22 protein-coding genes are annotated in these 25,632 nt (G+C 68.0%); 6 read left to right on the top strand and 16 right to left on the bottom strand.

The genetic code is table 11. From position 1 onward, the window contains the following. Position 1 precedes the first annotated feature (1 nt). The 8 genes from ACQI5H_RS15960 to ACQI5H_RS15925 form a co-directional block, all read right to left on the bottom strand. A complete protein-coding gene (locus ACQI5H_RS15960; RefSeq protein ID WP_427080314.1) occupies positions 2-1,702 on the bottom strand; it encodes an FAD-dependent oxidoreductase in 1,701 nt (566 codons plus the stop codon). After that, on the bottom strand, positions 1,699-2,625 hold the full coding sequence (locus ACQI5H_RS15955) for an aldo/keto reductase (RefSeq protein WP_427080323.1): 927 nt from the start codon (positions 2,623-2,625) through the stop codon (positions 1,699-1,701). Before ACQI5H_RS15955 ends, ACQI5H_RS15960 begins: the two co-directional genes overlap by 4 nt. 16 nt (positions 2,626-2,641) lie before the next feature. Then, positions 2,642-3,655 carry a glycosyltransferase family 4 protein gene (locus tag ACQI5H_RS15950; RefSeq protein ID WP_427080313.1) on the bottom strand — a complete coding sequence of 338 codons (1,014 nt, stop codon included), beginning with the start codon at positions 3,653-3,655 and terminating at the stop codon, positions 2,642-2,644. Between the two features lie 57 nt (positions 3,656-3,712). After that, positions 3,713-5,209 carry an O-antigen ligase family protein gene (locus ACQI5H_RS15945; protein ID WP_427080312.1) on the bottom strand — a complete coding sequence of 499 codons (1,497 nt, stop codon included), beginning with the start codon at positions 5,207-5,209 and terminating at the stop codon, positions 3,713-3,715. Continuing rightward, the gene (locus ACQI5H_RS15940; protein WP_427080311.1) at positions 5,206-6,660 is read right to left on the bottom strand and encodes an AAA family ATPase; all 1,455 of its coding nucleotides are present in this window, start codon (positions 6,658-6,660) and stop codon (positions 5,206-5,208) included. Before ACQI5H_RS15940 ends, ACQI5H_RS15945 begins: the two co-directional genes overlap by 4 nt. A gap of 144 nt (positions 6,661-6,804) precedes the next feature. Further along, complete coding sequence (locus tag ACQI5H_RS15935; protein WP_427080310.1) at positions 6,805-8,478, bottom strand: hypothetical protein; 1,674 nt, start codon at positions 8,476-8,478, stop codon at positions 6,805-6,807. A 29-nt stretch (positions 8,479-8,507) separates the two neighbouring features. Further along, positions 8,508-10,178: a hypothetical protein gene (locus ACQI5H_RS15930; protein WP_427080309.1), complete on the bottom strand. Its 1,671-nt coding sequence runs from the start codon at positions 10,176-10,178 to the stop codon at positions 8,508-8,510. 7 nt (positions 10,179-10,185) lie between these two features. After that, positions 10,186-12,051 carry a putative bifunctional diguanylate cyclase/phosphodiesterase gene (locus ACQI5H_RS15925; protein ID WP_427080308.1) on the bottom strand — a complete coding sequence of 622 codons (1,866 nt, stop codon included), beginning with the start codon at positions 12,049-12,051 and terminating at the stop codon, positions 10,186-10,188. Positions 12,052-12,278: 227 nt separating this feature from the next. Here ACQI5H_RS15925 and ACQI5H_RS15920 point away from each other — a divergent pair, with 227 nt between their 5' ends. From ACQI5H_RS15920 to ACQI5H_RS15910, 3 genes are read left to right on the top strand one after another with little or no spacing between them, the layout of a single operon-like run. After that, positions 12,279-13,466, top strand: a complete 1,188-nt coding sequence (locus tag ACQI5H_RS15920; RefSeq protein ID WP_427080307.1) for an NAD(P)/FAD-dependent oxidoreductase — start codon at positions 12,279-12,281, stop codon at positions 13,464-13,466. Continuing rightward, positions 13,463-14,368, top strand: coding sequence for an RNA polymerase sigma-70 factor (locus ACQI5H_RS15915; protein ID WP_427080306.1), 906 nt, complete (start codon positions 13,463-13,465; stop codon positions 14,366-14,368). The genes ACQI5H_RS15920 and ACQI5H_RS15915 overlap by 4 nt, the downstream gene beginning before the upstream one ends. A gap of 50 nt (positions 14,369-14,418) precedes the next feature. Beyond that, the gene (locus ACQI5H_RS15910) at positions 14,419-15,681 is read left to right on the top strand and encodes an aminodeoxychorismate synthase component I (RefSeq protein ID WP_427080305.1); all 1,263 of its coding nucleotides are present in this window, start codon (positions 14,419-14,421) and stop codon (positions 15,679-15,681) included. Here the strand turns inward: ACQI5H_RS15910 and rsmI are convergent. Next, positions 15,648-16,484 (bottom strand): 16S rRNA (cytidine(1402)-2'-O)-methyltransferase, encoded by an 837-nt coding sequence (gene rsmI / locus ACQI5H_RS15905; RefSeq protein ID WP_427080304.1) that lies wholly within the window; start codon positions 16,482-16,484, stop codon positions 15,648-15,650. The two genes, ACQI5H_RS15910 and rsmI, sit on opposite strands and share 34 nt — an antisense overlap. A gap of 25 nt (positions 16,485-16,509) precedes the next feature. Between rsmI and ACQI5H_RS15900 the strand changes: the two genes are divergently transcribed. After that, positions 16,510-18,078 carry a dolichyl-phosphate-mannose--protein mannosyltransferase gene (locus ACQI5H_RS15900; RefSeq protein ID WP_427080303.1) on the top strand — a complete coding sequence of 523 codons (1,569 nt, stop codon included), beginning with the start codon at positions 16,510-16,512 and terminating at the stop codon, positions 18,076-18,078. A gap of 72 nt (positions 18,079-18,150) precedes the next feature. Here the strand turns inward: ACQI5H_RS15900 and arcA are convergent, their stop codons facing one another. Continuing rightward, a complete protein-coding gene (gene arcA / locus ACQI5H_RS15895) occupies positions 18,151-19,359 on the bottom strand; it encodes an arginine deiminase (RefSeq protein ID WP_427080302.1) in 1,209 nt (402 codons plus the stop codon). Positions 19,360-19,429: 70 nt separating this feature from the next. Between arcA and ACQI5H_RS15890 the strand changes: the two genes are divergently transcribed. Beyond that, positions 19,430-20,026, top strand: coding sequence for an alpha-ketoglutarate-dependent dioxygenase AlkB (locus ACQI5H_RS15890; protein WP_217695746.1), 597 nt, complete (start codon positions 19,430-19,432; stop codon positions 20,024-20,026). Between the two features lie 7 nt (positions 20,027-20,033). On the opposite strand, the gene ACQI5H_RS15885 is transcribed toward ACQI5H_RS15890, so the two are convergent. The 3 genes from ACQI5H_RS15885 to ACQI5H_RS15875 are packed head-to-tail and all read right to left on the bottom strand — an operon-like array spanning position 20,034 to position 22,345. After that, a complete protein-coding gene (locus ACQI5H_RS15885) occupies positions 20,034-20,690 on the bottom strand; it encodes a DUF5642 family protein (protein ID WP_427080301.1) in 657 nt (218 codons plus the stop codon). 27 nt (positions 20,691-20,717) lie between these two features. Continuing rightward, positions 20,718-21,389 carry a DUF5642 family protein gene (locus tag ACQI5H_RS15880; RefSeq protein ID WP_427080300.1) on the bottom strand — a complete coding sequence of 224 codons (672 nt, stop codon included), beginning with the start codon at positions 21,387-21,389 and terminating at the stop codon, positions 20,718-20,720. 5 nt (positions 21,390-21,394) lie between these two features. Next, positions 21,395-22,345 carry a GNAT family N-acetyltransferase gene (locus ACQI5H_RS15875; RefSeq protein WP_427080322.1) on the bottom strand — a complete coding sequence of 317 codons (951 nt, stop codon included), beginning with the start codon at positions 22,343-22,345 and terminating at the stop codon, positions 21,395-21,397. Between the two features lie 164 nt (positions 22,346-22,509). On the opposite strand from ACQI5H_RS15875, the gene ACQI5H_RS15870 reads away from it, so the two are divergent. Further along, the gene (locus ACQI5H_RS15870; protein ID WP_427080299.1) at positions 22,510-23,277 is read left to right on the top strand and encodes a WecB/TagA/CpsF family glycosyltransferase; all 768 of its coding nucleotides are present in this window, start codon (positions 22,510-22,512) and stop codon (positions 23,275-23,277) included. On the opposite strand, the gene ACQI5H_RS15865 is transcribed toward ACQI5H_RS15870, so the two are convergent. The 3 genes from ACQI5H_RS15865 to ACQI5H_RS15855 are packed head-to-tail and all read right to left on the bottom strand — an operon-like array spanning position 23,264 to position 25,429. Then, the gene (locus tag ACQI5H_RS15865; protein WP_427080298.1) at positions 23,264-23,794 is read right to left on the bottom strand and encodes a D-glycero-alpha-D-manno-heptose-1,7-bisphosphate 7-phosphatase; all 531 of its coding nucleotides are present in this window, start codon (positions 23,792-23,794) and stop codon (positions 23,264-23,266) included. The two genes, ACQI5H_RS15870 and ACQI5H_RS15865, sit on opposite strands and share 14 nt — an antisense overlap. Positions 23,795-23,807: 13 nt before the next feature. Further along, positions 23,808-24,425: a D-sedoheptulose-7-phosphate isomerase gene (locus ACQI5H_RS15860; RefSeq protein ID WP_427080297.1), complete on the bottom strand. Its 618-nt coding sequence runs from the start codon at positions 24,423-24,425 to the stop codon at positions 23,808-23,810. Continuing rightward, positions 24,413-25,429, bottom strand: a complete 1,017-nt coding sequence (locus ACQI5H_RS15855) for a GHMP kinase (RefSeq protein ID WP_427080296.1) — start codon at positions 25,427-25,429, stop codon at positions 24,413-24,415. Before ACQI5H_RS15855 ends, ACQI5H_RS15860 begins: the two co-directional genes overlap by 13 nt. Between the last annotated feature and the right edge of the window lie 203 nt (positions 25,430-25,632).

Below are 25,632 nucleotides of genomic sequence, written 5' to 3'. Positions count from 1 at the left end.
CTCAGGCGGTCCTGGAATCCGGTGGCCCGCAGGCGATTCGGGCGCTCGCGACGTGCTCGGCGAGCCGGACGCCGAGGGCGATGCCAAGCAGCGTCGGGTTGGCCTGGCTCGATGTCGGCAGGACGGACGTGCTCGCAACGTACAACCCACGCACCCCGTGCACCGCAAGATTCGGGTCCACCACCCCGTCCTGCGGAGTCTCCGACATCCGGGTGGTTCCGACCTGGTGGAAGCCGGCATACCCCTTCATGAACGCATGCACCGACCCCTCGACGTCGTCGGTCAGCCACTCCACGCGACCGACACCGTGGCGGTGTAGGTGTTCGTCGATCAGAGCGATGGCCTTGCGCACACTCTCGTAGTCGTCGTCCGAGAAGTGCATATGGGTCCGGATCCTGCGCATACCAAGCGAATCCCGCTCATCGGTGAGCTCGACGCAGCTCTGCCAGTGCGGAAGATGCTCGCCGTGGTAGTGCAGCAGATACCGATTGTCTGCGCTCTTGACAAAGAAGCCGGGCGCCTTGCGGCCCCTCCGGAGGAACCGGGCGTAGGGGAACGCGATCGCGAATCGGATCGAACCGAACAGATCTCGCACGATGTTGCGCAGGTGCGCGCGGATCCGCGGTGACCCTTCCGTCTTGGTGTGCGCCTCACGAATCGCCTGGGCGAGCAGGAAACGGCCGAGCGGGGATATCAACGTAAGGTAAACGCCGGACAGGATCCCGCTTCCGTGAGCCGGGTCGCTGATCGGCGGGTTCACCAGCCAGACAGCGGCGTTCGGCATCCCGGTGTCGCGCAGTAACTGTGGGTCGAAGGTAAAGCGACGCCGAACGTATACACCCTCGTTGTCCCGTTCGTAGGCATGGATGACCTTGTCGGTGGTGAAATGCACGCGCGCCACGCGGGCCTCGACGTGGGACATGTACCAGCGTCCGAGGTGGCCGCCGGCGTTTCCCAGGCCCGCCGGATGACGGCGATCCGACGCGAGCAGCAGACGAGTCGCTTCGAGTCCACCGGTCGCGATGATGTAGTCGGTCGCGACGACCCTGCCCGCCCGGCCGTCGAGTGTCTTGACGACGAGATGGTCGACCGAATCACCGGCTTCGGTCGTCACGATTTCGGTGCACGTGAGGCCGGTCCACAGAGTAAGGCGGGAGGCGTCGCGCAGCGCGGCCCGGTACTCGCGGCCGAAACGCGTTGGGGCCCAGCGTTCGAGATCCGTCGTGCGCACTGCGCCGTCGGGAAGCCCTGCGACTAGGTCGTTGTCAGCGATCTCGGGAATTTCGCGCGCATTGAATATCGGCTGACCGCATCCCACCCAATCGCAGGCTCGCTGGCGGTAGGGCTCGATGTCTTTGTCCCCGATTGGCCAGGGCGCCTGCGCGGTGATCGGCCGGTCCTCGAAATCGATGGGATCGAACTTGACGCAGCGCCCACCCCAGAGCGCACTGGTCCCGCCGACCTGTCGGCGGACCGTCAGCTCGCTGCGCGAATGGAAGTAGTCGTCTTGGCGCGAATCCAGGGTCGCCAGTTCCTGTGCCGCGTGTTCCGTACGCGCGAGGCCGCTTTCGATGAGCGCCACTTGCACGCCCGATCTGGCAAGCTCCAGCGCCGTGACGATGCCGATCGGACCAGCCCCCACGACGACCACATCGGTCTCGATCGCCGTGTCGGCGACGAATTCCTTTGGGCCACGGATCATGCCGCGAACCCCGCTCGAAGCTCCTCGACGAGAGTGTGGAAGCGAGTCGAGGTCGCTTCGTCCGGCGGCGACGAGACGGCGGCCGCGGCTTCGGCAACGCGGTGTGGCTTGGTTGTGCTGTAAAGGATTGCGGGGCAACCCGTTGCCGCGGCGGCGGACCCGAGGATCAGCTTTGGCAGCACGCCGGGGGCCAGCGGATCGATCTGGAGGGCCTCCCGCCACCGCTGCGCCAACAGCGCGTCCGCTCGCAACGCCGCCGAGAGCGCCGCGTACGGCCGGTTCAGGACGCCAAACGCGAGATCCGCCGGACGCGGCGGCGGATTGAGCAGGTCGGCGCGAAGCTGGCTCACCCCCTCGGGCGCGAATGCACCGGCGAAGTCCACGTCGAGCCCCTCGTCTTGGGAGACGCCCCACGCGCGAATCTTGCCCTGCTGACGGGCGCGCTCGAAGAATCGGCGAAGTTCATCGCCGGTGATGGTGTCTCCGGGTCGGGGGCCATGGACGAACAGGATGTCGACGTAGTCGACGCCCAGCGCCGCAAGGCTCTGATCGAGGCTGCGTTCGGCCATGTCCGCGTCGTATATCCGCGCGGTCGCGGATCTGTTCGCGCGTTGCTTGACGGCGCGCCGCAGTCCCGGGGCTTTTCGCAGCAGCGCGCGCGCCGGAGCTTGATACCGGCCGAGACGGCGGGCCGCGCCGCCGACGTCGATGCCGAACTTGGTAGCGACGGTGACGCTGTCGCGCTTGACCGTACGCAGGAACAGCCCCAGCTCCGCCTCGGCCATGCCAAGCCCGTACATCCGCGCGGTGTCGAAATGGGTGATCCCGCAGTCGACCGCGCTGCCGAGCACGGCCATGCGCTCCTTCCGGGACGGCGACTGCATCAGCCCGCCGCATCCGAAGCCGACCGCACTCAGTGTCAGCTGCGGTCCCCGAAGTTCAATCTGTTCCAACACCGCAGCCCTCGTAGATCCGGCGGAGCTCCGCGTCGATCACTTCGGGGCTGCGCGTCGCCGCGATGTGCGCCTGACCCCGTAACCCGTCGCGCTCCGCCAAGTCCGCGTCGCGCAGGTAACGACCTATCGCCGCGGCCAGGGCGGGCACATCGCCCGCGGGCACGAGCATACTTGGGTCCGAAGCGATTTCGGCCGTCCCGCCGACCGGAGTAGCCACGAAGGGACGCGCACCGGCGAGGGCCTCGGTCAGGATCATCGGCATTCCCTCGGCGAACGACGGCAGGGTGACCACTCGCACCGACCGGAGCAAGTCACGCACCCCATCCGGATGTATAGGGCCCTCGACGGACATGCGCTCGGTGGGCGGGGGAACGTAGTCGTCGACGCGCCCGACTATCCGGCAGCGACCCTCGATGCCCTCGGCGAGCAGCAGCCGCCACGCCTCGACGAGCCGGTCGACGCCCTTGCGCCGTCCGATGGTGCCCGCGAAGAGGACCACGGGTGGCGTCGTGCTGGCGCCGGGCGAATCTCGATCGATCACAATCGGGTTCGCCACCACAGAGGTTGGCACCGTCGGCGCCACCTCCACCGCCGCGGCACGCGCTTCCTCTGACAACAGGATCACGTGGTCCGCGCGGTTCAGCGTGGCGCCGACGAAGCGAGGATGCGAGCGGGCGAAATCGGGAAAATCCGAGCCGTGGATGGTGACGATGACCCGGAAACCCCGAGCCCTTGCCAGCCGGATCAACGATCCTTCGCGCAGCCACGCTCCGCCGTTCGAGATGTGGAAGTGCACGATGGCCGCGCGGGGGGCCCGGGCCAGCGCCAGCCCGGCGCGCGCCGTCAGAACGAGGCTCTTCGAGTGGCGCCGTCCGTTCCACGTCGAAAGGACGCGGATGTCGTCCGCGCCGATGTTGTTGTCGCGGATGACCCGGATGACCGACTGCGTCCCGCCGAAGCTGTACATGTCGGGTCCCACGTGAATGACCGCGATCATCGTCGCCCGGCTAGGTCCCACAGCAAATCGACCACACGGTCAAGATAGATCAGCTTGTCAGTCGCGGTCGGCCGAAACGGTGGCAAACTCACCGCTTTTAACCGGCCCGTGACCGAAATCCGGCCGGCCGTCGTCCTGGCCCCTGTCTCGCAGGCCGGCAAAGGCCATCGCCGCTCCCAGCGCGAGACCGAGGGCCAGCGCGTCCATCGGCATCTCCGGCAACGGCCACACCGCGGAGATCGCGAGCAGGCCGGCGCCGACCGCCGCGCTGATCTTCGCCGGCGCCGACGCGCAGCGGAACGCCCGGACGACGGGCGTGAGCGCGAACCAGGCGAACACCGCCATGCCCACCGCCCCGGCTTTGGCCAGCCACCACTGGTAGAAGAGGTGGGAGTAGGTGGGGCCCAGCTTCCAGGCGAAGGCATTGGGGTCGTTCCCGGACGGCAGTTGGTAGGCGTAGCCCAGGCCGTGGCCGAACACCGGCGCCTGGGCGATGGCCTGGTTCAGCCGGGCGACTTCCCTCAGCCGGTCCAGCGTCGACTCGTCCACGGCCAGAGCACTTTTCGTAACCCCGCCGAGCACCCGCTGGTTGAACGCGGTGAACTGGTCGCTGAGCCATGCGCCGGCCTCCGAATGCTGTAGCAGGAACAGCGATCCGGGCACCGTCACCGCGAAGATCGCCGCGCTGACCGCGGCGACGGTCGCGGTCCGGCGCAGCGCCGACCATCCGAAGCTGGCGAGGAAGGCGACGGCGGCGGCCACCGCGACGGCGATCAGCGTGTTGCGGGCGAAGGACAGCAGCGAAATCACCAACGCCGGAGGGCCCAGCGCGAAGAACATGGCGGGCCGCACCCGGCCGATGATCGCGGCGGCGATCAATGCGCTCAGCACGGCGGTGGCCGGCGTCTGGGTGGACAGGACGATGCGCAGCGCCTGCCCGGCGCCCGTCGTCCCCTCCAGGCTTTCCGCCCTGCCGGCCAGCCGGATGGCATGCAACGAACTCACGATCGCCATGCCCGCCGAAAACCACAGGATCACGATCATGACGCGGATCGTCCATTTGAGGTAGCCGCCGTAGACGATCAACAGCGCCAGCAGGAATCCGACGACCATTTCGAGCAGGGTCGTCGATTCGCGCACCACCATTTCGGCGTCATGTCTCATCTCGAATCCGACGGCGGTGAAGATGATCACGGCCGTGGTGAATATCAGCGGCAGCCGAAAATCGGCGAACCGCAGCCGCACGATCGGAAGCAGGTAGCAGATCGCCAGCACCGCGGTCACCTGGTACGCGTAGATCGCCACCGGCCCCATGACCTTGCCGACGTGCAACCCTTCGGGCAGCGCCGCGAACGCCCCGAAGAGCGTGACCCCCACCATGCCTTCGGGTTTCACCCAGTACACGACCAGGCAGAACAACGCGGCGATCAGCAGCACGCCCTCGGTGGTTCGGCGCACCGAGAGCACGCCGAAGATAAAGCAGCCAAACACGAACAGCGCCAGCAGGATTCCGTCGATCACCAGGCGAGGCCGGCCCGGCAGGTAGGGGATCACGCCGGCCTGCTGACCTTTGCCCGGTAGCTGCGGGCGGCGGCCCTGCTGTGTACGGACGGCCGGGCGTCGGTCAGCACGGTGCCGACGATCTGGGCGCCGGCCGCGCGCAGGGCGGTCAACGCGTCCTTGAGTTCGTCGAAGGTGGTTCGCTTCGCCCGGACGACCAAGACCGTGGCCTGCACGGCGCCGGCCAGCAGGGCGGTGTCGGCCGTCGCCAGCACCGGCGGGCCGTCGACCACCGTCAGGTCGAAACGTGACGACAGGTCCTTCAACACGTTGTCGATCACTTCCGGCGCGTAGGCGCTGCAGGGCGAGGTCTCGCGGCGCTGCGACCGCGATCCGAGCAGGAACAGCCTCGAAATCGGGGTCGGCTTGACAGCTTCCGCGGCGATTTCCGGGCTGGCCAGCGCGTGGCTCAGGCCCTCGCCCGATTCGACTTTCAGCAGCCCGGCGATCACGGGCCGGCGGGTGTCGCCTTCGACGATGAGTATGTCCTGCCCGAGTTCGGCCAGCGCCCGCGACAGGTTGAGCACCGTGGTCGTGGTTCCCTCACCGCCGAACGGCGCGGTCACCAGCACGCGGCGGGCGTCGGGTCCCATCGCCCTGCGTAGCCTTGCGATGAAGCCGCGCACGGCGTCGTCGAATGCGATGTCGGTGCCGAACCGCGGTGCGCTGCCACGCTTTCCGGGCAGTTCGGCCAGGGTCGGCAGGCCGGACAGTTCTTCGAGCTTTTCGCGGGTGCGTACGGTGCGATCGCTGGCCTCTCGGGTCAGCGCGACCGCGATGGCCAGAAGCAGCCCGGCGGTGAACCCCATTATCGTGTTGCGCACGGGCGACGGCGTGATCGGACCATCGGGCACCCGGGGCGCCTCCACCACCCTCGCCCTTGCGACCGGCGTTCCTTTCGCCATCGGCTGTTGCGGCCCAGGCACTTCCGTCGGCTGACCCGGAACCGGGGTGGGCTCGCCCGCCTCGGGTCGCGTGCCGACGGCGACCGGCCCGCTCGGACCCGGATTCACGCCGAGCGTGCCGACGATCGCGGCGAATTGATCGGCCATCGCGCCCGCCAGCGCCGCGGAACGCGTCGGATCGGTGTCTTTGACGCTGATCGTGAACAGCATCGATTTCGCGGTGTATTTCACCTGGGTTTGGTTCACCAATACATCGGGGCTGATCGGGACCTGGAGCTGCGCCACCGCGCGCTCCGCCACCGTTCGTCCGCCGGCGATCTGGGCGTACGACGACAGCCGTTCTTGCGCCGTCAGCGTGCCGTTGTACAACTCGGTCAGGTCGGTAGCGCCGGAAAACGAGATGAGGACCGTGGCCGACGATTGATAGTGCTTGGTCTGAAACGCCGTCAGGGCCGCAGCGCCGATCGTGCACGCCAGCAGCGCGCCCACGAACAGTTTCCAGTGCGCGAACATGACCCGGATAAAGGTGCGGAAATCCATCCACTAAACCTCTCTGAGCCGACGCCACGCGAATAGCATCGATTCCGTTTACTGCTCACCTGCCGGGCAAAGCTTCGCACATTATGCAGCATCGTCATGCGGCATCGTCAGAATCGCTAATAGCGGTGTCCAGTCCGCTTTGTTTCATCGTTCGGGCGCGACGGCGTCGCGCGGTATGTCGAGCGTCGCGATCGGATACCAGCCCGATTCGTCCCGGTCGTCGCGGGCCATCCGCATGGGCGGGTAGTTCACCACGTGCGACGCGAGCGGCTTGTGCTGCTGCCATTCCGCGGCGGCACGCAGCGTATAGCGCCCCGGCGGCAGGCCGGACATATCGATGTGGACGGCCTCGGTTGCCGATGCCGGGACCGGTTCCTTGCCGGGGTTGTCGCCGGTCTGCCCCTGACCCAGGGCCTTGAGGTTTACCGTTGCCGGCAGGGTCCGAACGACGGCCCCCGAGAAATCCACCAGCCGGTAGCCGGGCACCCAATTCTCGGTCGCGGCCGCCGAGCCGTAGTTGGTCCACACCGCCGAGATGGCCGCCACCTTGCCCTGCGTTGATTGCGAGCCGGGCCGCGCCTCGACCGAATACCGGTACCCGGCGGCCACGTTGGCCTGGGCCCACAGCAGGTATAGCGCCGGGTTCATCGAGGTGCTGGAGTCCCGATCCGGGAAGTTGAAACTCGACGTCATCGACACCCGATACCGGACGACGTCGTGCAGGCCCTTCTCGTAGTAGGACCGCGGATCGGTGCCGGCGGGCAGCTGGCACCACTCGGTGATCACCAGCGCCGAATCGAGCCGGTCTTTCAGTGCGCCGACGAGCGGATCCTTCGACTCCACGTAATGCGACTTGTCCGACTCGGCCCACACCGGTAATGGCGCGAACACGCCCAGGCAATCCGAGCGGATGCCCACCGGCGCCGACAGTTTCTTGGTGACGTCGTCGGCGAGCAATTCGCGCACGATTTCCGGGTTCAGCGCGGTCGTGACCAGTTGCGTGCGGGGAAACGCGGTGACGTTTGCCGCGACGAGCTGTTGGATGGCCGTTTTGGTGATGCTCTGGTCGCGAAACTGGCTGTAATAGCCCAGCCGCGCGACGCTGTCTTCGGGGGAGGCGCCCGGTGCGCCCAACTTGTCCCGCAGATATGCGATGTGGTTCTCGCTGAAATCGCCGTAGCCGGAGAACTCGAAAACGCTGAGCCGCTCGTCGCCGTCGTAGCGGCGGCCCAGCGCGGCAAGCAGCTGGCCGAAGGCATCCAGGTAATTCGGGTCGTTCCAGTTGGGCACGACCTGCGTCACCCCGGGCGTCCACCAATAACGTTCGGGCCCCGTATAGCTGGTGGTCGCCGACCGCATCCAGTCGGGGACCGCCATGTTGGTGTTGTTCGGATAGGTGGCGTCGCAACAGGAGTTGTAGGCGTATACGCGCAGGGTCAGCCGGATGTTGCGGCCGGCCAGCTTCGCCAGCGCGTCGTCGATCGCGCTGAAATCGAACTTGCGATCGTCCGGCGCGTCGGGGGGCAGCGTGCGCGGATCGGTGGGCTGCAACTGCCGCCACGACACCCGCTGGCTCGCGTCATACGACGCCGGCCACGCCGGATACCGTTGCGCCGTATTGCTTTGCGGGAAAAGCGGCATCAAGAGATCCTCGTACTGGCCGCGCAGCGGGTTTGGGATCTCCTGCTCGGTCAACGGGATGGCCGGACTGGCGATCGGGGTCAGTGGCTCGGGGTTACTGCGACTACTACACCCGCTCAGCGCCAGTGCCGCGCACACGGCAACGGCCGCCGTGCGCTTCCCCAGTATTCGGATCATCGTTGCGATGCTAGATCGCGCCCGGCGAATTATTGGCCATTGCTTGTCGTCGAGTCGCGCGGAATATCTAGTGTGGCAATCGGATACATGCCCGATCCGTCGCGGCCGTCGCGGGCCAATGACATGGGGGCGTAGTTCACCACGTGTGAGGCGCCCGGTTTGTGCTGTTGCCAGTCAACTGATGCGCGCAGCGTGTAGTGTCCCGGCGCCAAGCCGGTCAGGTCGACGTGAACCGACTCGGTCGTGGGTGCCGGGACCGCCTCCTCGCGCGATTGGCTGGAGTCGTCGTGGACCAGTGTCTTGAGGTTGACCGTCGCCGGCACGGTCCGGACCACCGTTCCCGAGAAATCGACCAGCTTGTAGCCGGGCGTCCACTGTTCGGTCGCGGCCGCGGAGCCGTAGTTGGTCCAGACGACGGAAATGCTCGCCACCTTGCCCTGGATCGACTGCGAGCCCGGACGCGCCTCGACCGAATACTGGTAGCCGGCCGACGCGTTGGCCTTGGCCCAGAGCAGATACAAGTTCGCGTCCATCGCCGAGGTCGCGTCCCGGTCCGGGAATTTGGTGCTCGACGTCATCGACACGTGGTACCTGATGACGTCGTGCAGGCCCTTCTCGTAGTAGGCGCGCGGGTCGGCTCCGCTCGGTAGCTGGCACCATTCGCTGATCACCAGCGCCGAGGTCAGCCGCTGCTTGATCGCGTTGACGACCGCGTCGTTGGAGCGCACATAGTGAGAGTCGTTGGAATCGGCCCAGGCCGGCAGCGGCTCCTGGACGCCGAGGCAATCCGAACGGATGCCCACCGGCGCGGACAGTTTCTTGGTGACGTCGTCGGCAAGCAGCTCGCGCACGATCTCCGGATTCTGCGGGGCGACGACCAAGCGTGTGTGGGGGAACGCATTGACGTTCGCCGCGACGAGCTGCCGAATGGACGCGATGGTGATGCTCTGATCACGAAACTGGCTGTAGTACCCCAGCATCGCCACGCTGTCGTCGGGCGACGGCCCTGGAGCGCCCAACGCGTCGCGCAAATAGGCGACGTCGTTGCCGCTGGAATCCCCGTAGCCGGAAAACTCGAAAACGCTGAGCCGCTCGTCGCCGTCGTAGCGCCGGCCCAGCGCGGCCAGCAGTTGGGAGAAGGCGTCGAGGTAATCGGGGTTGTTCCAGTTGGGCACCACCTGCGTCACGCCCGCCGCAGAACCGTTCGGCGGCCCGGAAAAGGTGGTGGCCGCCGACCGCATCCAGTCAGGAATCGCGATGTTGGGGTTGCCCGAGTCGTTGCAGCACGAGCTGTACGCGTAGACGCGCAGGGTCATCCGCATGTTTCGACTGGCGAGCTTCGTCAGCGCGTCGTCGATCGCGCTGAAATCGAACTTGCGATCGTCCGGCGCGTCGGGGGGCAGCGTGTGCGGATCGGTGGGCTGCAACTGCCGCCATGACACCCGCACGCTCGCGTCATACGACGCCGGCCACGCCGGATAGCGCTGCTGGGCCGGATTACCCTGCGGGAAAAGGGGATTCAGGAGATCCTCGTATTGCCCGCGCAGGGGATTTGAGATCTCTTGCACGCTCGGCGGTATGGCCGGGCTGACCATCGCGGAAAGCGGTCCGGGGTCGTTGTGCTTGCCGCAGCCGCCCAGCACCACCGCGATTGTGCACACGACAGCGGCCAGCGCGCTTTTCTTCGATGGACGAAACATCGGAATGTCAGATCACACCCAACGACAACGCCTCGCGGTCGGCGAGGAAGGGCATCGGCAACCAGCGCGCGGACAGCAATGCTTCCATCGCGTCACCCGGCACGGGCCGCGACAACAAAAATCCCTGCGCGCGGTGGCATCCGTGTTGCATCAATGTCAGTGCGGCGGCGGGTGTCTCGACTCCCTCGGCGACCACCTGCAGGCCGAAGGCCTCGGCCAGCCCGATGATCGCCCGAACGATGGCGAGGTCACCGGCGTTGGAGCCCAACTCGCGGACGAACGCGGTGTCGATCTTGAGTATGTCGACCGGCAGCGACTTCAGGTGCGACAGAACGGCATAGCCGGTCCCGAAATCGTCGATGGCGATCTGGACCCCGACCTCCTTGAGTTCCGTCAGGGTCTTGCGAGTGGTCTCGATGTCGTGCACCACGGCCCGCTCGGTGATCTCCAGGCAGAGCGATCCGCCGTCGATGCCGAACTCCTCGATGGTGTCGGCGACGCTGCGAACGAAACCGCGGGTGATCAATTGAACGGGTGACACGTTGATGCGCAGCACGGCGCTCTGCCCGACACCGTTGGCGCGCCAGCGGCTGAATTCCGCGCAGGCGCTTCGCATTACCCACTGGCCCAGCTCGGCCGCGAGATTCGTCGTCTCCGCCACCCCGATGAACGAGTCCGGCAGCAGCAATCCCCAGATCGGGTGCCGCCAGCGGACCAGTGCCTCCGCGGCCACGATGGCGCCGGTCCACAGGTCGACCTCGGGCAGATAATGCAGCAGCAGCGCTTCGCTGTCGATGTCCCCGCGCAGGTGTAACTCAATGTCGTTGCGGAAGGCGCTTTTCAGTGACATGTCATCGGTGGACACCGCGACCTGGTTGCCGCCCGCGCGCTTGGCGGTCAGCACGGCCTCGTCGGCGCGGCGCAGCAAGTCGGCGCTGTTGTCGCGGCCCGGCATGCCCACCGCCAGACCGATGCTGACGGTGCGGGTGATCATGTATCCCCCGACGGCCATGCGCTCGTGCAGCATCGCGCCGATGCGACGCGCGAACGACTCCGCGGTCCCGGTCGACATCGGCTGGTCGGGGATGACGACGAACTCGTCGCCGCCCAACCGCGCGATCAGGCTCTGATTGCCCGCGCATACCCGGATGCGTTGCGCGAAGACCTTGATGAACCAGTCGCCCGCGGCGTGGCCGAGGTAGTCGTTGATCGGCTTCAACCGGTCGAGGTCGAAATACAAGACCGCGACGGGCCCCGGACTTCCCGCGGCCAGCCTCTCCGAGAGATGCGCCACCAGCGCCCTGCGGTTGTACAGGCCGGTCAGGTCGTCGTGCTCGGCGAGGTAGCGCAGCTTTTCTTCGGCCGCGATGCGGGCTTGAAGCTGCGCAAAGAGGGCGGCGACGGCCTCGAGCGTGTTGATCTCCTCCGGCTTCCACTTCCGGCTGCCGTACTTGACGAAGCCGAGCACGCCGGTGACCGCGTCGCCCGAGACGAGCGGGGCCGCCGCCACCGAGGGCGAGGGGCGCCCTTTGGCTCCGCCGAGCCAACGGTGCAGGGAATGGCCGCTCTGATCGTGCGGGATCACCACCGGTTTCCTGCTGCGCTCGCATTCCGCGAGCACCGGGTCGGCGCTGGTGAAGTGGACGACGGCCATCGGATCCGGGTGCGGAACGTCGGTTCGCGGCGGCCATTCCGCCACCAGGACCGAGGCCCGGACGTCCTGGTCGTGGTGGCGCAGGAAACTGCTGTCCATGTCAAACTGCTCGACGAGCTGCGCGAGTATCTGTTCGCTGATTTGAGTCGCGGTGGAACTCGTGGCCTGCATCAGCTGGGTGGCTACGGAAGTGACGACGAGATCGAGACTGCGCGGCACGGGCTCCTCCGACGTCGGGCAAATGTCCCGTCTGGGCGGCTGGCCCAATCAGTATCGCGAAGCGTAACACGCGCGGCCCCGCCCGAGCGGACCTTGCGATAGGCCTGTACCTGGAGTTTTCGGGTCAATCCGGCGAGTGAAACAGCTCACAGTCCGGCCCGATCTGTCACACCCGGAGATGCCGCGGTGTCTCAAGGGCACACGTCCCGTGAGAATAGGAGACAGAAATGAGCGAGGTCGCCACCCCAAGAACCCATGTCGTCGTCATCGGCGGCGGGTACGCCGGAACCGTGGCCGCCAACCGCCTGCGGCAGCGTCCGGACATCGATATCACGCTGGTCAACTCCCGTGCCGTCTTCGTCGAACGGATTCGCCTGCACCAGTTGGTCGCGGACACCGGCGCCGCGACCGCGGAGTACGGCGAGCTGCTGGGCGACGGGATCCGGTTGATCGTCGACACCGTTGACCGCATCGAGTTCGCGGACCGGCGGGTGCTGCTCGCCTCGGGCGCCGAGCTGACCTACGACTATCTGATCTATGCCGTCGGCAGCACTGGCGCGATGCCGTTGACGGTCCCCGGGGCCGCCGAATTCGCCTACGCGATCGCCGACCTGGAAAGCGCGCAGCGGCTGCGTTACGCCCTCGCTGACCTGCCGCCGGACGCCCCGGTCACCGTGATCGGCGCCGGATTGACCGGCATCGAAACGGCTTCCGAACTGGGCGCGCGGGGGCGCCCGGTGACCCTGGTCTGCGGTGGGACGCTCGGACCGTCGCTGAGCGAGCGGGGACGCCGTTCGGTGGCCAAGCGACTGCGCAAGCTCGGGGTGAACGTGCTGGAATCCGTCGCCGCGACTCAGGTCCGCTGGGACGCGGTGGTGCTGAGCGACGGCGCCGTCCTGCCCAGCGCCGCGACGGTGTGGACGGCCGGCTTCGTCGTGCCGGATCTGGCCGCGCGCAGCGGGCTGAGCACCGATGCGGTCGGCCGGCTGCTCACCGACGAAACGCTGACCAGCGTCGACGACGATCGCATCGTCGCCGCGGGTGATGCCACCGCGCCGTCGGGCCAGCCGCTGCGGATGAGCTGCCAGGCCGCCGGGCCGTTGGGCGCCCAGGCCGCCGACACCGTGCTCAGCCGCATCGCCGGGCGGACGCCCGCGGCGCTCAACCAGGCGTTCGTCGGGCAGTGCATCAGCCTCGGCCGCGCCCACGCCACCTTCCAGCTCGCTCGCACCGACGACACCCCGGTGAACGCGGTGGTGGCCGGCCGCAGCGCGGCGTCGCTCAAGGAGGCGATCTGCAAGGGCACGCTGTGGGCCATCCGGCGGGAGGCCGCCAAGCCCGGCTCGTACTACTGGCTCAAGGGCGGCAATCGCGCGGCGCGGCTGCAGGCCGACGAGCGGGTCCCGCTGCCATGATCGCCCCCGGTGAGCACGCGGAACGGTTCACGCTGCTGCGCCCGTTGTTGTTCACCATCGCCTACGAGATCCTGGGCTCGGCGACCGAGGCCGACGACGTGTTGCAGGACAGCTATCTGCGGTGGGCCGAGGTCGACCTGGCCACGGTGCGCGACACCAAGTCCTACCTGGCCCAGCTGGTCACCCGTCAGGCCCTGAACGCGCTGCGGGCGGGGGCTCGTCGCCGCGAGGAGTACGTAGGGCCGTGGCTGCCCGAGCCGCTGCTCACCGACGACCAGGATCCGTCGGCCGATGTCGTTCTGGCGGAATCGGTTTCGATGGCGATGCTGGTGCTGCTGGAAACGCTGAGCCCCGACGAACGGGCCGTGTTCGTGCTGCGCGAGGTGTTCGGTTTCGACTACGCCGACATTGCCGAGGCGGTGGGCAAACCCGCGCCGACCGTGCGGCAGGTGGCGCACCGCGCCCGCGAGCACGTGCGGGCGCGGCGCAAGCGCTTCGCCACGGTCGACGCGCACCGCAACGCAGAGATCACCGCGCAATTCCTGGCCACCGCGGCCAACGGCGATGTCGAAGCGCTGATCGAGATGCTCGCCCCCGATGCGACCTGGATGGCCGATAGCGGGGGCAAGGTGTCCGCCGCGCGGCGGCCGGTGGTCGGTGCCGAACGGGTGGCCAGGGCCATCGCCGGGCTGATGCGCAAGATGAGCAAATTGTGGGCGGCAGTGCGCATCGAGATGGTGACCTGCAACAGCGCCCCGGCGGTCTTGGTCTACCAGGACGAACACCTCGAGATGGTGATCACGCTGGAGATCGCCGGCGACAAGATCACCAACTTCTACGTGATGCGTAACCCCGACAAGCTGGCGGCACTGGCGACGGCCCGCGATATCAGCCGCGGCTGAACCCCCGGTGCGCGGGGTTCGGCAGTCCGTCGTTCTGTCAAGCTAGATCGGTGCGAATCGACCGGCTCGGCGACCTTGGCGACGCGCCCCGCGTGCTGCGTGCCGTCGGCGACGCCACCGGGCGGCTCGGTCTGCCGCCGCCCGCCGCGCTGACGGGCGATTGGTTCGGCGCGCAGGCCGTCATCGCACCGAGCGTGTCGGCGCAACCGGTCGACGCCCCCGACGCATTCGCGGTCGGGTTGGACGCGCGGCCACCGGATTCGGCTGCTGTGGGCGGTGGCTGGGTCGGCTACCTGTCCTATCCCGACGCCGCCGCCGACGGGCGTCCGAACCGGATCCCGGAGGCCGCCGGCGGGTGGACCGACCGCGTGCTGCGCCGCGACCGGGACGGGAAGTGGTGGTACGAAAGCCTTTCCGGGGCACCGATGCCGGATTGGTTGACCGCGGCACTGGCCGCGACACCCGCGCCCGGGCGCGAATGCCGGATCGACTGGGATGCGGCCGACAGGGCGCAGCACCGCGGCGGCGTGCTCGCCTGCCTGGAGGCAATCCGCGCCGGCGAGGTCTACCAGGCGTGCGTGTGCACGCAGTTCACCGGACGCGTCCGCGGGGCGCCGCTGGATTTCTTCGTCGACGGCGTTGCGCGCACCGCGCCGGCGAGGGCGGCCTACGTCGCCGGACCGTGGGGCGCGGTGGCGTCGCTGTCTCCAGAGCTATTCCTGCGGCGCCGCGGTTGCGTGGTGACGTCCAGCCCGATCAAGGGCACCCTGCCGCTGGACGCCTGGCCGTCGGCGTTACGGGCTTCGGCCAAAGAGGTCGCCGAGAACATCATGATCGTGGACCTGGTCCGCAACGACCTGGGCCGGGTGGCGATCACCGGCACGGTCACGGTGCCCGAGCTGCTGGTGGTGCGCCGCGCCCCGGGCGTGTGGCATTTGGTGTCCACGGTGGCGGCGCGGGTTCGGACGGAGCTGCCGACGACGGCACTGCTGGACGCCGCCTTCCCGCCCGCCTCGGTCACGGGCACACCCAAACACCGTGCCCGCCAACTGATTTCGCAATGGGAGCAGCGCCGGCGCGGGATATATTGTGGCACAGTCGGTTTGGCATCGCCGATCGCTGGGTGTGAGCTCAACGTCGCGATTCGCACCGTCGAGTTCGACGCGGTGGGCGGCGCGGTGCTGGGCGTCGGCGGCGGGATCACCGCCGACTCGGATCCCGACGCCGAATGGGAAGAATGTCTGCACAAGGCGGCTGGCGTCGGGCTGACGCTTCCGACTCACTCGCGGCGTGACCGCAAGACCGCGTCGTAGAGCTGGCGCGAACGCACGCCCGGATGCGCCGCGGCCACCTCGCCGCACGCGTCCTTGTCGCGGGCGCCCCCCGCGACGAGCTCCTCCACGTCCGCCACCAACGACGGCAGGTCGGCGCGCGGAACGGCGCCGGCGACGACGACGGTGATCTCGCCGAGCACGCCGTTGGCCGCCCACGCCGCCAGCTCGGCGAGCGATCCACGAACCACTTCCTCGTGCACCTTGGTCAGCTCCCGGCAGACCGCCGCCGCGCGCTCACCGCCGAGTTCCTCGACGGCGTCGCGGAGGCACGCCGCCAGCCGGCGCGGCGATTCGAAGAACACGACGGTGCGCCGTTCGTCGGCCAAGCCGCCCAGCCACGTCCTGCGGGCCGAGCTCTTGCGCGGGGCGAAGCCCTCGAAGCAGAACTTCTCCGACGGCAAACCGGACACGGCCACCGCGGTGGTCACGGCGGACGGCCCAGGCAGACACGTCACCGGTACCCCCGCGTCGACGCACGCGGCGACCAGCCGATAGCCGGGGTCGCTGATCACCGGCATTCCGGCGTCGCTGACCACCAGCACCGTCGCCCCGGCCTTGACCGCGTCGACCAGCGCGGGCACGCGCGCGGCCTCGACCTGGTCGAACAGGCTGACCACCCGGCCGGTGATGGCGACGCCGAGGTTTTTGGCCAGGGTGCGCACCCGGCGGGTGTCCTCGGCCGCCACCACGTCGGCTCCGGCCAGCGCGTCGATCAGCCGCGGCGAGGCGTCCGACGGCTGACCCAACGGGGTCGCACCGAGCAACAGGCGACCGTAGGTCATGACGGACAGCCTACGATCGACACCGATGTCCGCTCCGGCCCGCGAAACCTCGTTGACAGTGGAGGATGCCGTCGGGGAGCGCGTCGTGCCCGTCGTCAGCCCGGGCCCGCTAATCCCGGTCGCCGATTTCGGGCCCACCGACCACATCCGCGGCTGGGTGGTCACCGGCGTGATCACGCTGCTGGCAACGGTGACCCGATTCCTCAACCTCGGCTCACCGACCGATGCGGGCACGCCGATCTTCGACGAGAAGCACTATGCGCCGCAGGCCTGGCAGGTGCTGCACAACCACGGGGTGGAAGACAATCCAGGCTTCGGGCTGGTGGTGCATCCGCCGGTCGGCAAGCAACTGATCGCGTTGGGCGAGGCGCTCCTCGGCTACAACGGGTTGGGCTGGCGATTCACCGGCGCGCTGCTCGGCGTGGTGATCGTGACGCTGGTGATGCGGATCGTGCGGCGGGTCAGCCGATCGACATTGGTCGGCGCCATCGCCGGCCTGCTACTCATCTGCGACGGCGTCAGCTTCGTCGCCTCCCGGACCGCGCTGCTCGACGGCCTGCTCACCTTCTTCGTGGTTGCCGCGTTCGGCGCGCTCATCGTCGACCGCGATCAGGTGCGGCGACGAATGCACGTCGCCCTGCTGGAGGGCCGCGCCAGCGCAACGGTGTGGGGCCCGCGGCTGGGCGTGCGCTGGTGGCGCTTCCTCGCGGGGATTCTGCTCGGATTGGCTTGCGGGACAAAGTGGTCCGGCCTTTACTTCGTGCTGTTCTTCGGCGTGATGTCGTTGGCGTTCGACGTGGCAGCGCGCCGTCAATACCAGGTGACCCGGCCCTGGCTGGGGGTTCTCCGGCGCGACCTGATCCCCACCGCGTATGCGCTGGCGTTCATCCCGTTCGCGGTCTACCTGGCCAGCTATGCGCCGTGGTTCGCCTCGGAGACCGCGATCGACCGGCACGAGGTCGGCCAGACGATCGGCCCCCACTCCGTCGTTCCGCTGCCCGACGCCATCCGCTCGCTGTGGCACTACACCGCCAAGGCCTTCCAATTCCATGCGGGACTGACGAATTCGGCCGGTAATTACCACCCGTGGGAATCCAAACCGTGGAGCTGGCCGATGTCGTTGCGGCCTGTTCTCTATGCCATCGACCAGCAGAACGTGGCCGGTTGCGGGGCGCAATCGTGCGTGAAGGCGGAGATGCTGGTGGGCACTCCCGCGATGTGGTGGGTGGCGGTGCCGGTGCTGATCTACGCGCTGTGGCGCGCGCTGGTGCGGCGGGACTGGCGCTACGCCGTGGTGCTGGTGGGTTATTGCGCCGGGTGGTTGCCCTGGTTCGCCGACATCGACCGGCAGATGTACTTCTTCTACGCGGCGACGATGGCGCCGTTCCTGGTGATGGGGATCGCCCTGATATGCGGGGACATCCTCTACTCTCGCGGACAGGCTCCGGAGCGACGAACGCTCGGCCTGATCGCGGTGTGCTGCTACGTCGCTCTAGTGGTGGCCAACTTCGCCTGGCTGTTCCCGGTGCTCACCGGTCTGCCCATCTCACAACAGACCTGGGACATGGAGATCTGGCTGCCCAGCTGGCGGTAGTTCGGGTTTATGTGCCGAGCGCCCGGCTGGCCGGGCAGTCGCCTCCGAGTGCCCGGCTGGCCGGGCAGCCGGCTACACCGGGTCGCGGGCGACGGGGCAGGACATGCAGCGGGGCCCGCCGCGGCCGGTACCCAACTCCGATCCCGCGATGGTCAGCACTTCGATGCCGGCGTCTTGCAGGCGGCTGTTGGTCTGCATGTTGCGTTCGTAGGCGACGACGACCCCGGGCGTCAGCGCCAACGTGTTGTTGCCGTCGTCCCACTGTTCGCGTTCGGCGATGACGGGATCGAGCCCGGTATCAATGACGCGCAGCTTGTCGATCTCCATCGCCTTGGCGGCGGCTTCCAGGAACGGCGTTTCGTCGCTGATGGTGACGCCGTCGGGCGTGCGCTGGATAGTGAAGGCCGAGAGCGTGTCGACGACGTTCGCATACATCACCACGGTGTCGGTGTCGACCATCGTGCACACCGTGTCCAGGTGCATCTGCGCGCGCTTCTGAGCGATCGGCACGGCCAGCACGGTGTTGGCGAGGTCGTCGTCAAATAGGCTGCGCGCCAACGCTTCCGCTCCGGCAGGGGTGGTCCGCTCGCCCACCCCGACCGCGAGCACACCGGGCGCAAGCAACAGCACGTCGCCGCCCTCGACCGGGGCGGTGCGCGACTCGTAGGCGCGCCGCACACCGGTGAACCGCGGATGGTGCGCGTAGATGAGGTCGGTCAACGACGCCTCGCGAACCCGGGCCCGCAGCGCCAACGTCGGGATCACGACTCGCGGCCCGATCCAGATCGACGAGTCGCGGGTGAACACCAGGTTGGGCAGGGGCTCGATGACGAAGTCCGCGCCGTGGTGCATGCGAAGCACCAACGACACGTCGGTGCGGGTGTCGGGCGGGAGTTCGTTGAACGTCATGCCGGCCATCAGCACCTGCGCCAGCCGTACCGGGTCGAGGCCGCGTAGATAGGCCGAAAGCTCTTGCGCCAGAGGCGTACCGAGCCGGCGCGCATCGACCGCGGCGGCAACACCTTGCATCCGGGCGGCGCCGCTGTGGTTGAGCGCCTCGGTCAGCAGGTCGGACAGCAGCAGCACCTCTACGCCGCGCGACCGCAGCAGCTCGGCGAACTGGTCGTGCTCCTCCTGCGCGCGAGCGACCCACGGCAACCCGTCGAATAGCAGCTGGTCGCTGTTGCGCGGATTGAGTCGCCCCAACTCGGCGCCCGGGCGGTGCAGGATGGCGACGCGTAGCGTGCCCACTTCGGACTCGGTGCTCAGCTCAACACCCACGGTTAAAACGGTAGCCGGTCGCCCCGCGGCTCCCCTCGTGATCGAACGGATGTGCGATAGACTGGCCCGCGTGAGCGTCACGGTCCAGGGCTCGCTGTTCCAACACACCGAGCGCAGACAACTCGGTGACGGCGCGTTCATCGAGCTGCGCGCCGGCTGGCTCACGGACGCCGACGACCTGCTCACCGCCTTGCTGTCCACGGTGCCGTGGCGGGCCGAACGCCGCCACATGTACGACCGCGTCGTCGACGTGCCGCGGCTGGTGAGTTTCCACGACCTCACGGTCGAGGACCCACCGCACCCGCGCTTGGCGCGGCTTCGCCGTCGGCTCAACGACATCTATGCCGGCGAGCTCGGCGAGCCCTTCACCACGGTGGGGTTGTGCTGCTATCGCGACGGTTCCGACAGCGTCGCCTGGCATGGCGACACCATCGGCCGCAGCAGTTCGGAAGACACCATGGTGGCCATCGTCAGCCTCGGCGCCACACGCACTTTCGCGATGCGCCGCCGTGGCGGCGGCCCATCGCTGCGGCTGCCGCAGGCGCACGGCGACCTGCTGGTGATGGGCGGATCATGCCAACGCACCTGGGAACACTCGGTGCCCAAGACGGCCGCGCCAACCGGTCCGCGCGTCAGCATCCAGTTCCGGCCGCGCGACGTCCGATAGGGCCGAGTCAGCTGCGAACCGCGGCCACCGCCTTGACGAGCAAGTCGCGGGCACGCTGCGTGTCGACTTTCGCGACCGGCTGGTCGGGCACCACAAGCGGATTGGCGATGACGATCACCTGGTAGTCGCCGAACTGGGCGGAGTAGTCGTACAGCTCGCCGGTGTGCGCCGTGTTTCCGACGAGCGCCTGCAACACGCGGTGCACCCCGAACGTGTGCGTTCCGTCGATGTGCGGGGCATCGATCACCTCGAGGCCGCCGCGTACCTGGCCCCCGGAAAACGCCACCTTGGTGCAGTCCTTCGCCGGATCCTCGACCGGCACCGGCTTCGAGGTTTCGACCGCGATCACGACGTATCGATCGCCGTTGCCCTCGGCGGACACCGCGGCCATATTGCCCTGCAAGTCCGGCGGCATGGCCGGCCCGAGCGCCATCTTCGCGCAGTTGGGCGGATCGAAACTCAGCCCGTCGGGCAGCTTGCGGGCGGACAGAAACTTGGGATCGATTGCCCTTTCGCTGATGTCGGCGACTTTGAACTCCGGCCCGAAGCTCGACTTCACACCCGAGACCTTGGCGATGTCGGCCCTCGTCGAGGCGGCATCCGAACCCGATGAGCAGCCGGCGAGCACGCAGACGGATGCGATCGCCAACACCACCTTGAACATCGTCGCCAATCTACCCAACCCCGTTGCTCAGCTGCGCAACGTGGACACCGTTTTGACGAGAAGATCGGCGGCGAATTGGGGTGGCAGCGCCGGCAGCGGCGATCCCGGGTCGGTGATCAGCGTGGTGAACGCGTAGTAGCCGTCCAGGTAGGCGATGAATGTGCATGCACGCGAATCGATTTCGGTGCCCGCTTCGACGGATGCCTTGATATCGGCAACCATGCCGAGCGTCTCGGCGCCTTCGATGTGCGGGGCGTCGGTGAGGTGAACGCCGACCGTGGTGTGTCCGGAAGTCATGGTCCACTGGCCGCACGCCGCGACCAGGTTGTGGTCGAGGCCCACCGGGCCCGGCAAAGCAACGACGATCGTGTCGACGATGCCGCCCGCCCCCGAGGCGGACAGGCCTTGCGCGGGTCCGCCGTGCCCGTTGCCCGGGTCGGCGAGTGCCGCGCACTGCGCAGGCTTGGCCGCCGCATCGGTTCCAAGGCTCCAGATCACCCGCGGTGACGCGGTGCCGGGGATGGCGGTGGTGACCTCGGAGTTGGGCGGCAACTCGCGCACCACCCGCTTGATGTTGGCGGGGTTGACGGCGGCGCCGTGCGTCGACGACGAGGGTGAGGCCGGCGGTTTGGGTGCGCGTGAATGAGCGCACGCGCCCAGCAGCAGCATGAGCGCCACGCCAATCCATAACGGCCGCATGCTCGTTAGCCGACCGCCTCGATCACGTGGCGGGCGACGCGCTCGATCTGGTCGGCCATCTCACGCTTCAGGTGCAGGTCGCGCCGGCGCGGCACGTCGATGACCGTGGTGATGACGCCGACGTCTTCGCGCTGCCAGACCGCGCCGTAGCGATCCATGATCGTGCGCATCGGCAGATTGTCGGAAAGCATTCGCGCGGAGAACCTTTCGACACCGTCGACAGTGGCGGCGATGGACAGCGCGCCGATCAGGAAGCTGCCAATCCCCCGGCCCTGGTAGGCGTCGGCGACGGTGAACGCGATCTCGGCGATTGTCGGGTCCGCCTCGTCGCGAACAAACCGCGCGTCGGCCACCGGATCGCTGCCGTCGGTCATCACCCACACGAAGTGGTCGACGTAGTCGACCTCGGAGAGGTAGTGCATCAACGCCGGACTGGGCAGGCGGGCAGTCATGAACCGGCGATACAGCGTCTCGCTGGAGAATTGAATGTGGCCGTGCACCGTGCGCTCGTCGTCGCCGGGCAGGACCGGGCGCAACAGCAGGTCGGTGCCGTCGCGAACGCGCACCGGGATCGGGGTGATGAACGCGGCGAGCCGCTGGCGGACCGTGCGCAGCAGCCGCGGCATCACCCCGGGGATGTGCACCATCCGGGTGAACGCGTCGTTGTCGCCGATCCAGCCGGTCAGCGGTTCAGCCGCCGTGACTGTCGCGATCCGCGGGCGGTTACGCAGCAGGGCGATCTCGCCGACGATCGTGCCCGCAGATACTTCCCCGACGGCCACCGCGCCGTCGGAGCCGACGCGTTTGATTTCGGCCGTGCCCGACGAGATCAGCAGGAACGAAACCGCCTGCTCCCCTTGCTGCATCAGCACCTGGCCCGCCGCGGCGCGCAGCGGCTGAACGGACGCGGCCAGCGGCGCTAAGTCCTCGGCGGGGCATCCCTCGAAGACGTCCATCGTCGCGAGTTCTTCGACCCGCGCACCGGTCAATCCGGCCACTGCAACATCCCGCCGATCCACGAATTGCGGCCCGCTACAGGTTAGGGCGTTTGCCGCTGACGCAGCAACAATGTGCCCAGTTCCGCGAAATTTCGGCGGGCTTGCGGTGAGAATCTGAAGACATGCGGCCAGCCAGGATCCAGGTGGGCGATCTCTGGTTCGATGCGCTGACCGAGGACGAGGTCGTCGACGTCGTGCGCAAGGCCTGGGCCGCGGACCAGGGCGGCTCGATCGTCCCGGTGAATGTCGACGTGGCCCGGGCCGCCAGCCGAGACGGCGCGCTCGGTGAACTCATCGCGCGGGCGTCCCTTGTCGTCGCCGACGGGATGCCTCTGGTGTGGGCGGCGCGGATGAAGGGCGAACGGCTCCCGGAGCGCGTCGCCGGCTCCTCATTGATATCCGCGCTCTGCGCGGCGGCGGCGGCCGATGGGAAGTCGGTCTACCTATTCGGCGGCGCCGAAGGGGTGCCGCAGAAGGCGGCCGAGGCGCTCGCCGCCCGGTTCGCCCACTTGCGCATCGCCGGCGCCCAATCACCGGAGTTCGGCTTCGACCGGACGGAGAGCGGAGCGCGGGAGGCGATCTCCGCCGTCGCGGCCGCCGAACCCGATCTGGTGTTTGTCGGCTTGGGCTTTCCCAGGCAGGAACGCCTCATCGAACAACTGCGCCAGGAACTGCCCAATGCGTGGTGTCTGGCCTGCGGGGGCGGCATCTCGATGACCGCGGGAGTGGTCCGCCGGGCCTCTCCGGTGATGCAACGCCTGGGCTTCGAGTGGTTGCACAGGTTGCTGCAAGAGCCGCGGCGGCTGGCGCGCAGGTATCTCCGCGACGACCTGCCGTTCGCGCTCGCGCTGGTGATTCGGTCGGCGGCGCAACGGTTTAGGCGAGGATGAGCCGCACGGCGGCGGCGAGGTCATCGACCACGACATCGGCGTTGGCGGCTTCTCCGCCGCCGGGGCGGAGCAGGACGGTCGCCGCGCCGGCAGCGCGGCCCGCCATCACGTCGGCGTCGCTGTCGCCGATCATTACCGACTCGGCCAGGTCGAGATCGTGTTCGCGTGCCGCGCGGAACAACATGCCGCCCAGCGGTTTTCGGCAGTCACAGCTATCCGCCGCGTGCGGGCAATGGTAGGCGGCGTCGAGCCGGGCGCCTTCCTCCGCCAGCAGTTCTTGCAGACGGTCTTGGGTCGCGGCGAAACATGCCGGATCCGCGGACGGTTCGGATAGCCAACGCTGGTTGGTCACCAGGACGGTACGTATACCGGCCGCGTTCAGCGCGGCCAGCGCCTTGGCCGCGCCGGGCAGCAGCACCAACTCCGCCGGCGAGCGAATGTATTCGCCCTCGGCGGCCTTGACGTTGATGGTCCCGTCGCGGTCCAGGAAGACGGTGCGCACGTGCCGCAAGTCCATTGTCAGGACGGCCTCAGGCGGGTCGGGAAAACAGTGCCGCCTCAACCATTTCGCAAATCGTGTGACCCAAGTGCAGACAGGCCTCCTGGATGCGCCCGGTGTCGTTGCTCGGCACCCGGATACAGATTTTGGCAAGGTCGGCCACCTTCCCGCCCCGCGCGCCGGTGAGCACCACGGTCGTCATCCCGGCCTGGCCGGCCGCCTCGAGCGCGCGAACGACGTTCGGTGAATTGCCCGACGTGCTGAGGCCGACGACCACATCTCCCGGGCGGCCGGCGGCCAGCACCTGGCGGGTGAACACCTCGTCGTAGGAGTAGTCGTTGCCGATTGCCGTCATCGCCGCCGTGGCGTCGGGAAGGCTGATCGCGGCAAGACCCGGGCGGTCAAAAGCGAAGCGCCCCATGAGTTCTGCGGCCAGGTGTCCGGCGTCCTGCGCCGACCCGCCGTTGCCGAAGAAGATCACCTTTCCGCCCGAGCGCAGGGAATCGATCATCGCCCGTGCCACCTCGACGGTCTGCGCCGCGAAATCCCCGTCCAGCATCTGTCGCTTGACCGCGATCGTGTCGGCCAATCTCTCCTGGACTGTCGCCGCGCTGGGTGGGACGACGTCCGACATGCTCATGCCAGCCATGTGGTCAATCCCTTGCTCTCGAAGGCGAATTCGGTGATCGAGGCCCCGGCGGACTCGAGGGTTTCGATGAGACGATGCTTTTTGGCGAAGTCACAGAACAGCAGGATGTAGCCGCCACCGCCCGCGCCGGTGATCTTGCCGCCCAGTGCGCCGTTCTTCAGGGCGAGGTCGTAGAGCTCGTCGATGCGCTCGTTGGTGATGTAGGGCGACATGCGTTTCTTCTGGGTCCACGCTTCGCCGAGCAGGGCTCCGAAATCGGTGAGCTTGCCCGTCAGCAGCGCGGCCTTCATGGCGACGGCGAGTTCCTTCTGGGCGCGTAGTCCCGCGAGCGTGTCGTCGGCACCCGTTGTGGCGCGGCGTGTTTGGTCGTCGATCACTCGTGCGGAGTCGCGCGTGATGCCGGTGAAGCACAGCAGCAGGCTCATCTCGAGCTCGTAGGCGATCTCGTCGCGGATGCGCAGCGGATTGACGATTACCCGATCGGTGAACTCGATGAAGTTGAATCCGCCGAACGTCGCGGCGTACATGTCTTGCATGCCGCCGGTGATGCCCAGATCTTCGCGTTCGATGGCGCAGGCCAGCTGGGCGGTTTCGTATTCGCCCATCGGGACGCCGTAGTGCTCGGCGAGCATGCCGGTGAGCGCCACCATCATCGTCGACGACGAGCCCAGCCCCGAGCCCGGCGGAGCGCTCGAGCGCAGCACCATGTCGTAGCCGTCCGTGCCGTCGCGGCCGAACCGCCGCACCGCAGCCTTGATCAGATCGAGGCTGCCGTCGTAGAGGATCTCGCTGTCGAGGCTCATCTCGGTGGTGGTCTTGAAGTCCACCGACTCGACGGTGACGACACGATCGGTGCGCGGGGTCAGGGAGCCCTGCGCGTAGCGGTCGATGGTCGCCGATAGGACGCAGCCGCCTTCGGTCGCCGGGAACGGTGGCACGTCGGTGCCGCCTCCGGCGAACGAGATCCGCAGCGGCGCGCGGGCGCGGATGCGAGGGCCTGCCATGGACATTCTCTTTCGACGCGGTTCGCTCAGCGGGCCGGCGTGCGTCCCGCCATCGCGGTCGTCGGCGACTTGCTGAGACACGACGCTCGCCACGTGCTACCCCATCGTTGCGGTGAATCACTGTCCATGAAGTACGCATTCGCGACGAGTACCTCACGAAAAGTCCGTCCCGGCGTGCCAAAACAGCACTTTGTCACGAAGGA

This window comes from Mycobacterium heidelbergense (assembly GCF_050205645.1).
Lineage (GTDB): Bacteria > Actinomycetota > Actinomycetes > Mycobacteriales > Mycobacteriaceae > Mycobacterium > Mycobacterium heidelbergense_A.
Note: the sequence above shows the minus strand (reverse complement) of the source record. Positions and strands in the feature narration are given on the sequence as shown.

Bases quoted from the DNA above. Each gene is read 5' to 3' on its own strand.
- ACQI5H_RS15855 (WP_427080296.1), bottom strand. From the start codon at position 25,429: ATGGCAGGCCCTCGCATCCGCGCCCGCGCGCCGCTGCGGATCTCGTTC.
- ACQI5H_RS15860 (WP_427080297.1), bottom strand. From the start codon at position 24,425: ATGGCTGGCATGAGCATGTCGGACGTCGTCCCACCCAGCGCGGCGACA.
- ACQI5H_RS15950 (WP_427080313.1), bottom strand. From the start codon at position 3,655: ATGATCGCGGTCATTCACGTGGGACCCGACATGTACAGCTTCGGCGGG.
- ACQI5H_RS15930 (WP_427080309.1), bottom strand. From the start codon at position 10,178: ATGTTTCGTCCATCGAAGAAAAGCGCGCTGGCCGCTGTCGTGTGCACA.
- ACQI5H_RS15880 (WP_427080300.1), bottom strand. From the start codon at position 21,389: ATGCGGCCGTTATGGATTGGCGTGGCGCTCATGCTGCTGCTGGGCGCG.
- ACQI5H_RS15935 (WP_427080310.1), bottom strand. From the start codon at position 8,478: ATGATCCGAATACTGGGGAAGCGCACGGCGGCCGTTGCCGTGTGCGCG.
- ACQI5H_RS15960 (WP_427080314.1), bottom strand. From the start codon at position 1,702: ATGATCCGTGGCCCAAAGGAATTCGTCGCCGACACGGCGATCGAGACC.
- ACQI5H_RS15870 (WP_427080299.1), top strand. From the start codon at position 22,510: ATGCGGCCAGCCAGGATCCAGGTGGGCGATCTCTGGTTCGATGCGCTG.
- ACQI5H_RS15900 (WP_427080303.1), top strand. From the start codon at position 16,510: ATGTCCGCTCCGGCCCGCGAAACCTCGTTGACAGTGGAGGATGCCGTC.
- ACQI5H_RS15915 (WP_427080306.1), top strand. From the start codon at position 13,463: ATGATCGCCCCCGGTGAGCACGCGGAACGGTTCACGCTGCTGCGCCCG.
- ACQI5H_RS15940 (WP_427080311.1), bottom strand. From the start codon at position 6,660: ATGGATTTCCGCACCTTTATCCGGGTCATGTTCGCGCACTGGAAACTG.
- ACQI5H_RS15920 (WP_427080307.1), top strand. From the start codon at position 12,279: ATGAGCGAGGTCGCCACCCCAAGAACCCATGTCGTCGTCATCGGCGGC.
- rsmI (WP_427080304.1), bottom strand. From the start codon at position 16,484: ATGACCTACGGTCGCCTGTTGCTCGGTGCGACCCCGTTGGGTCAGCCG.
- ACQI5H_RS15885 (WP_427080301.1), bottom strand. From the start codon at position 20,690: ATGTTCAAGGTGGTGTTGGCGATCGCATCCGTCTGCGTGCTCGCCGGC.
- ACQI5H_RS15865 (WP_427080298.1), bottom strand. From the start codon at position 23,794: ATGGACTTGCGGCACGTGCGCACCGTCTTCCTGGACCGCGACGGGACC.
- ACQI5H_RS15875 (WP_427080322.1), bottom strand. From the start codon at position 22,345: ATGGACGTCTTCGAGGGATGCCCCGCCGAGGACTTAGCGCCGCTGGCC.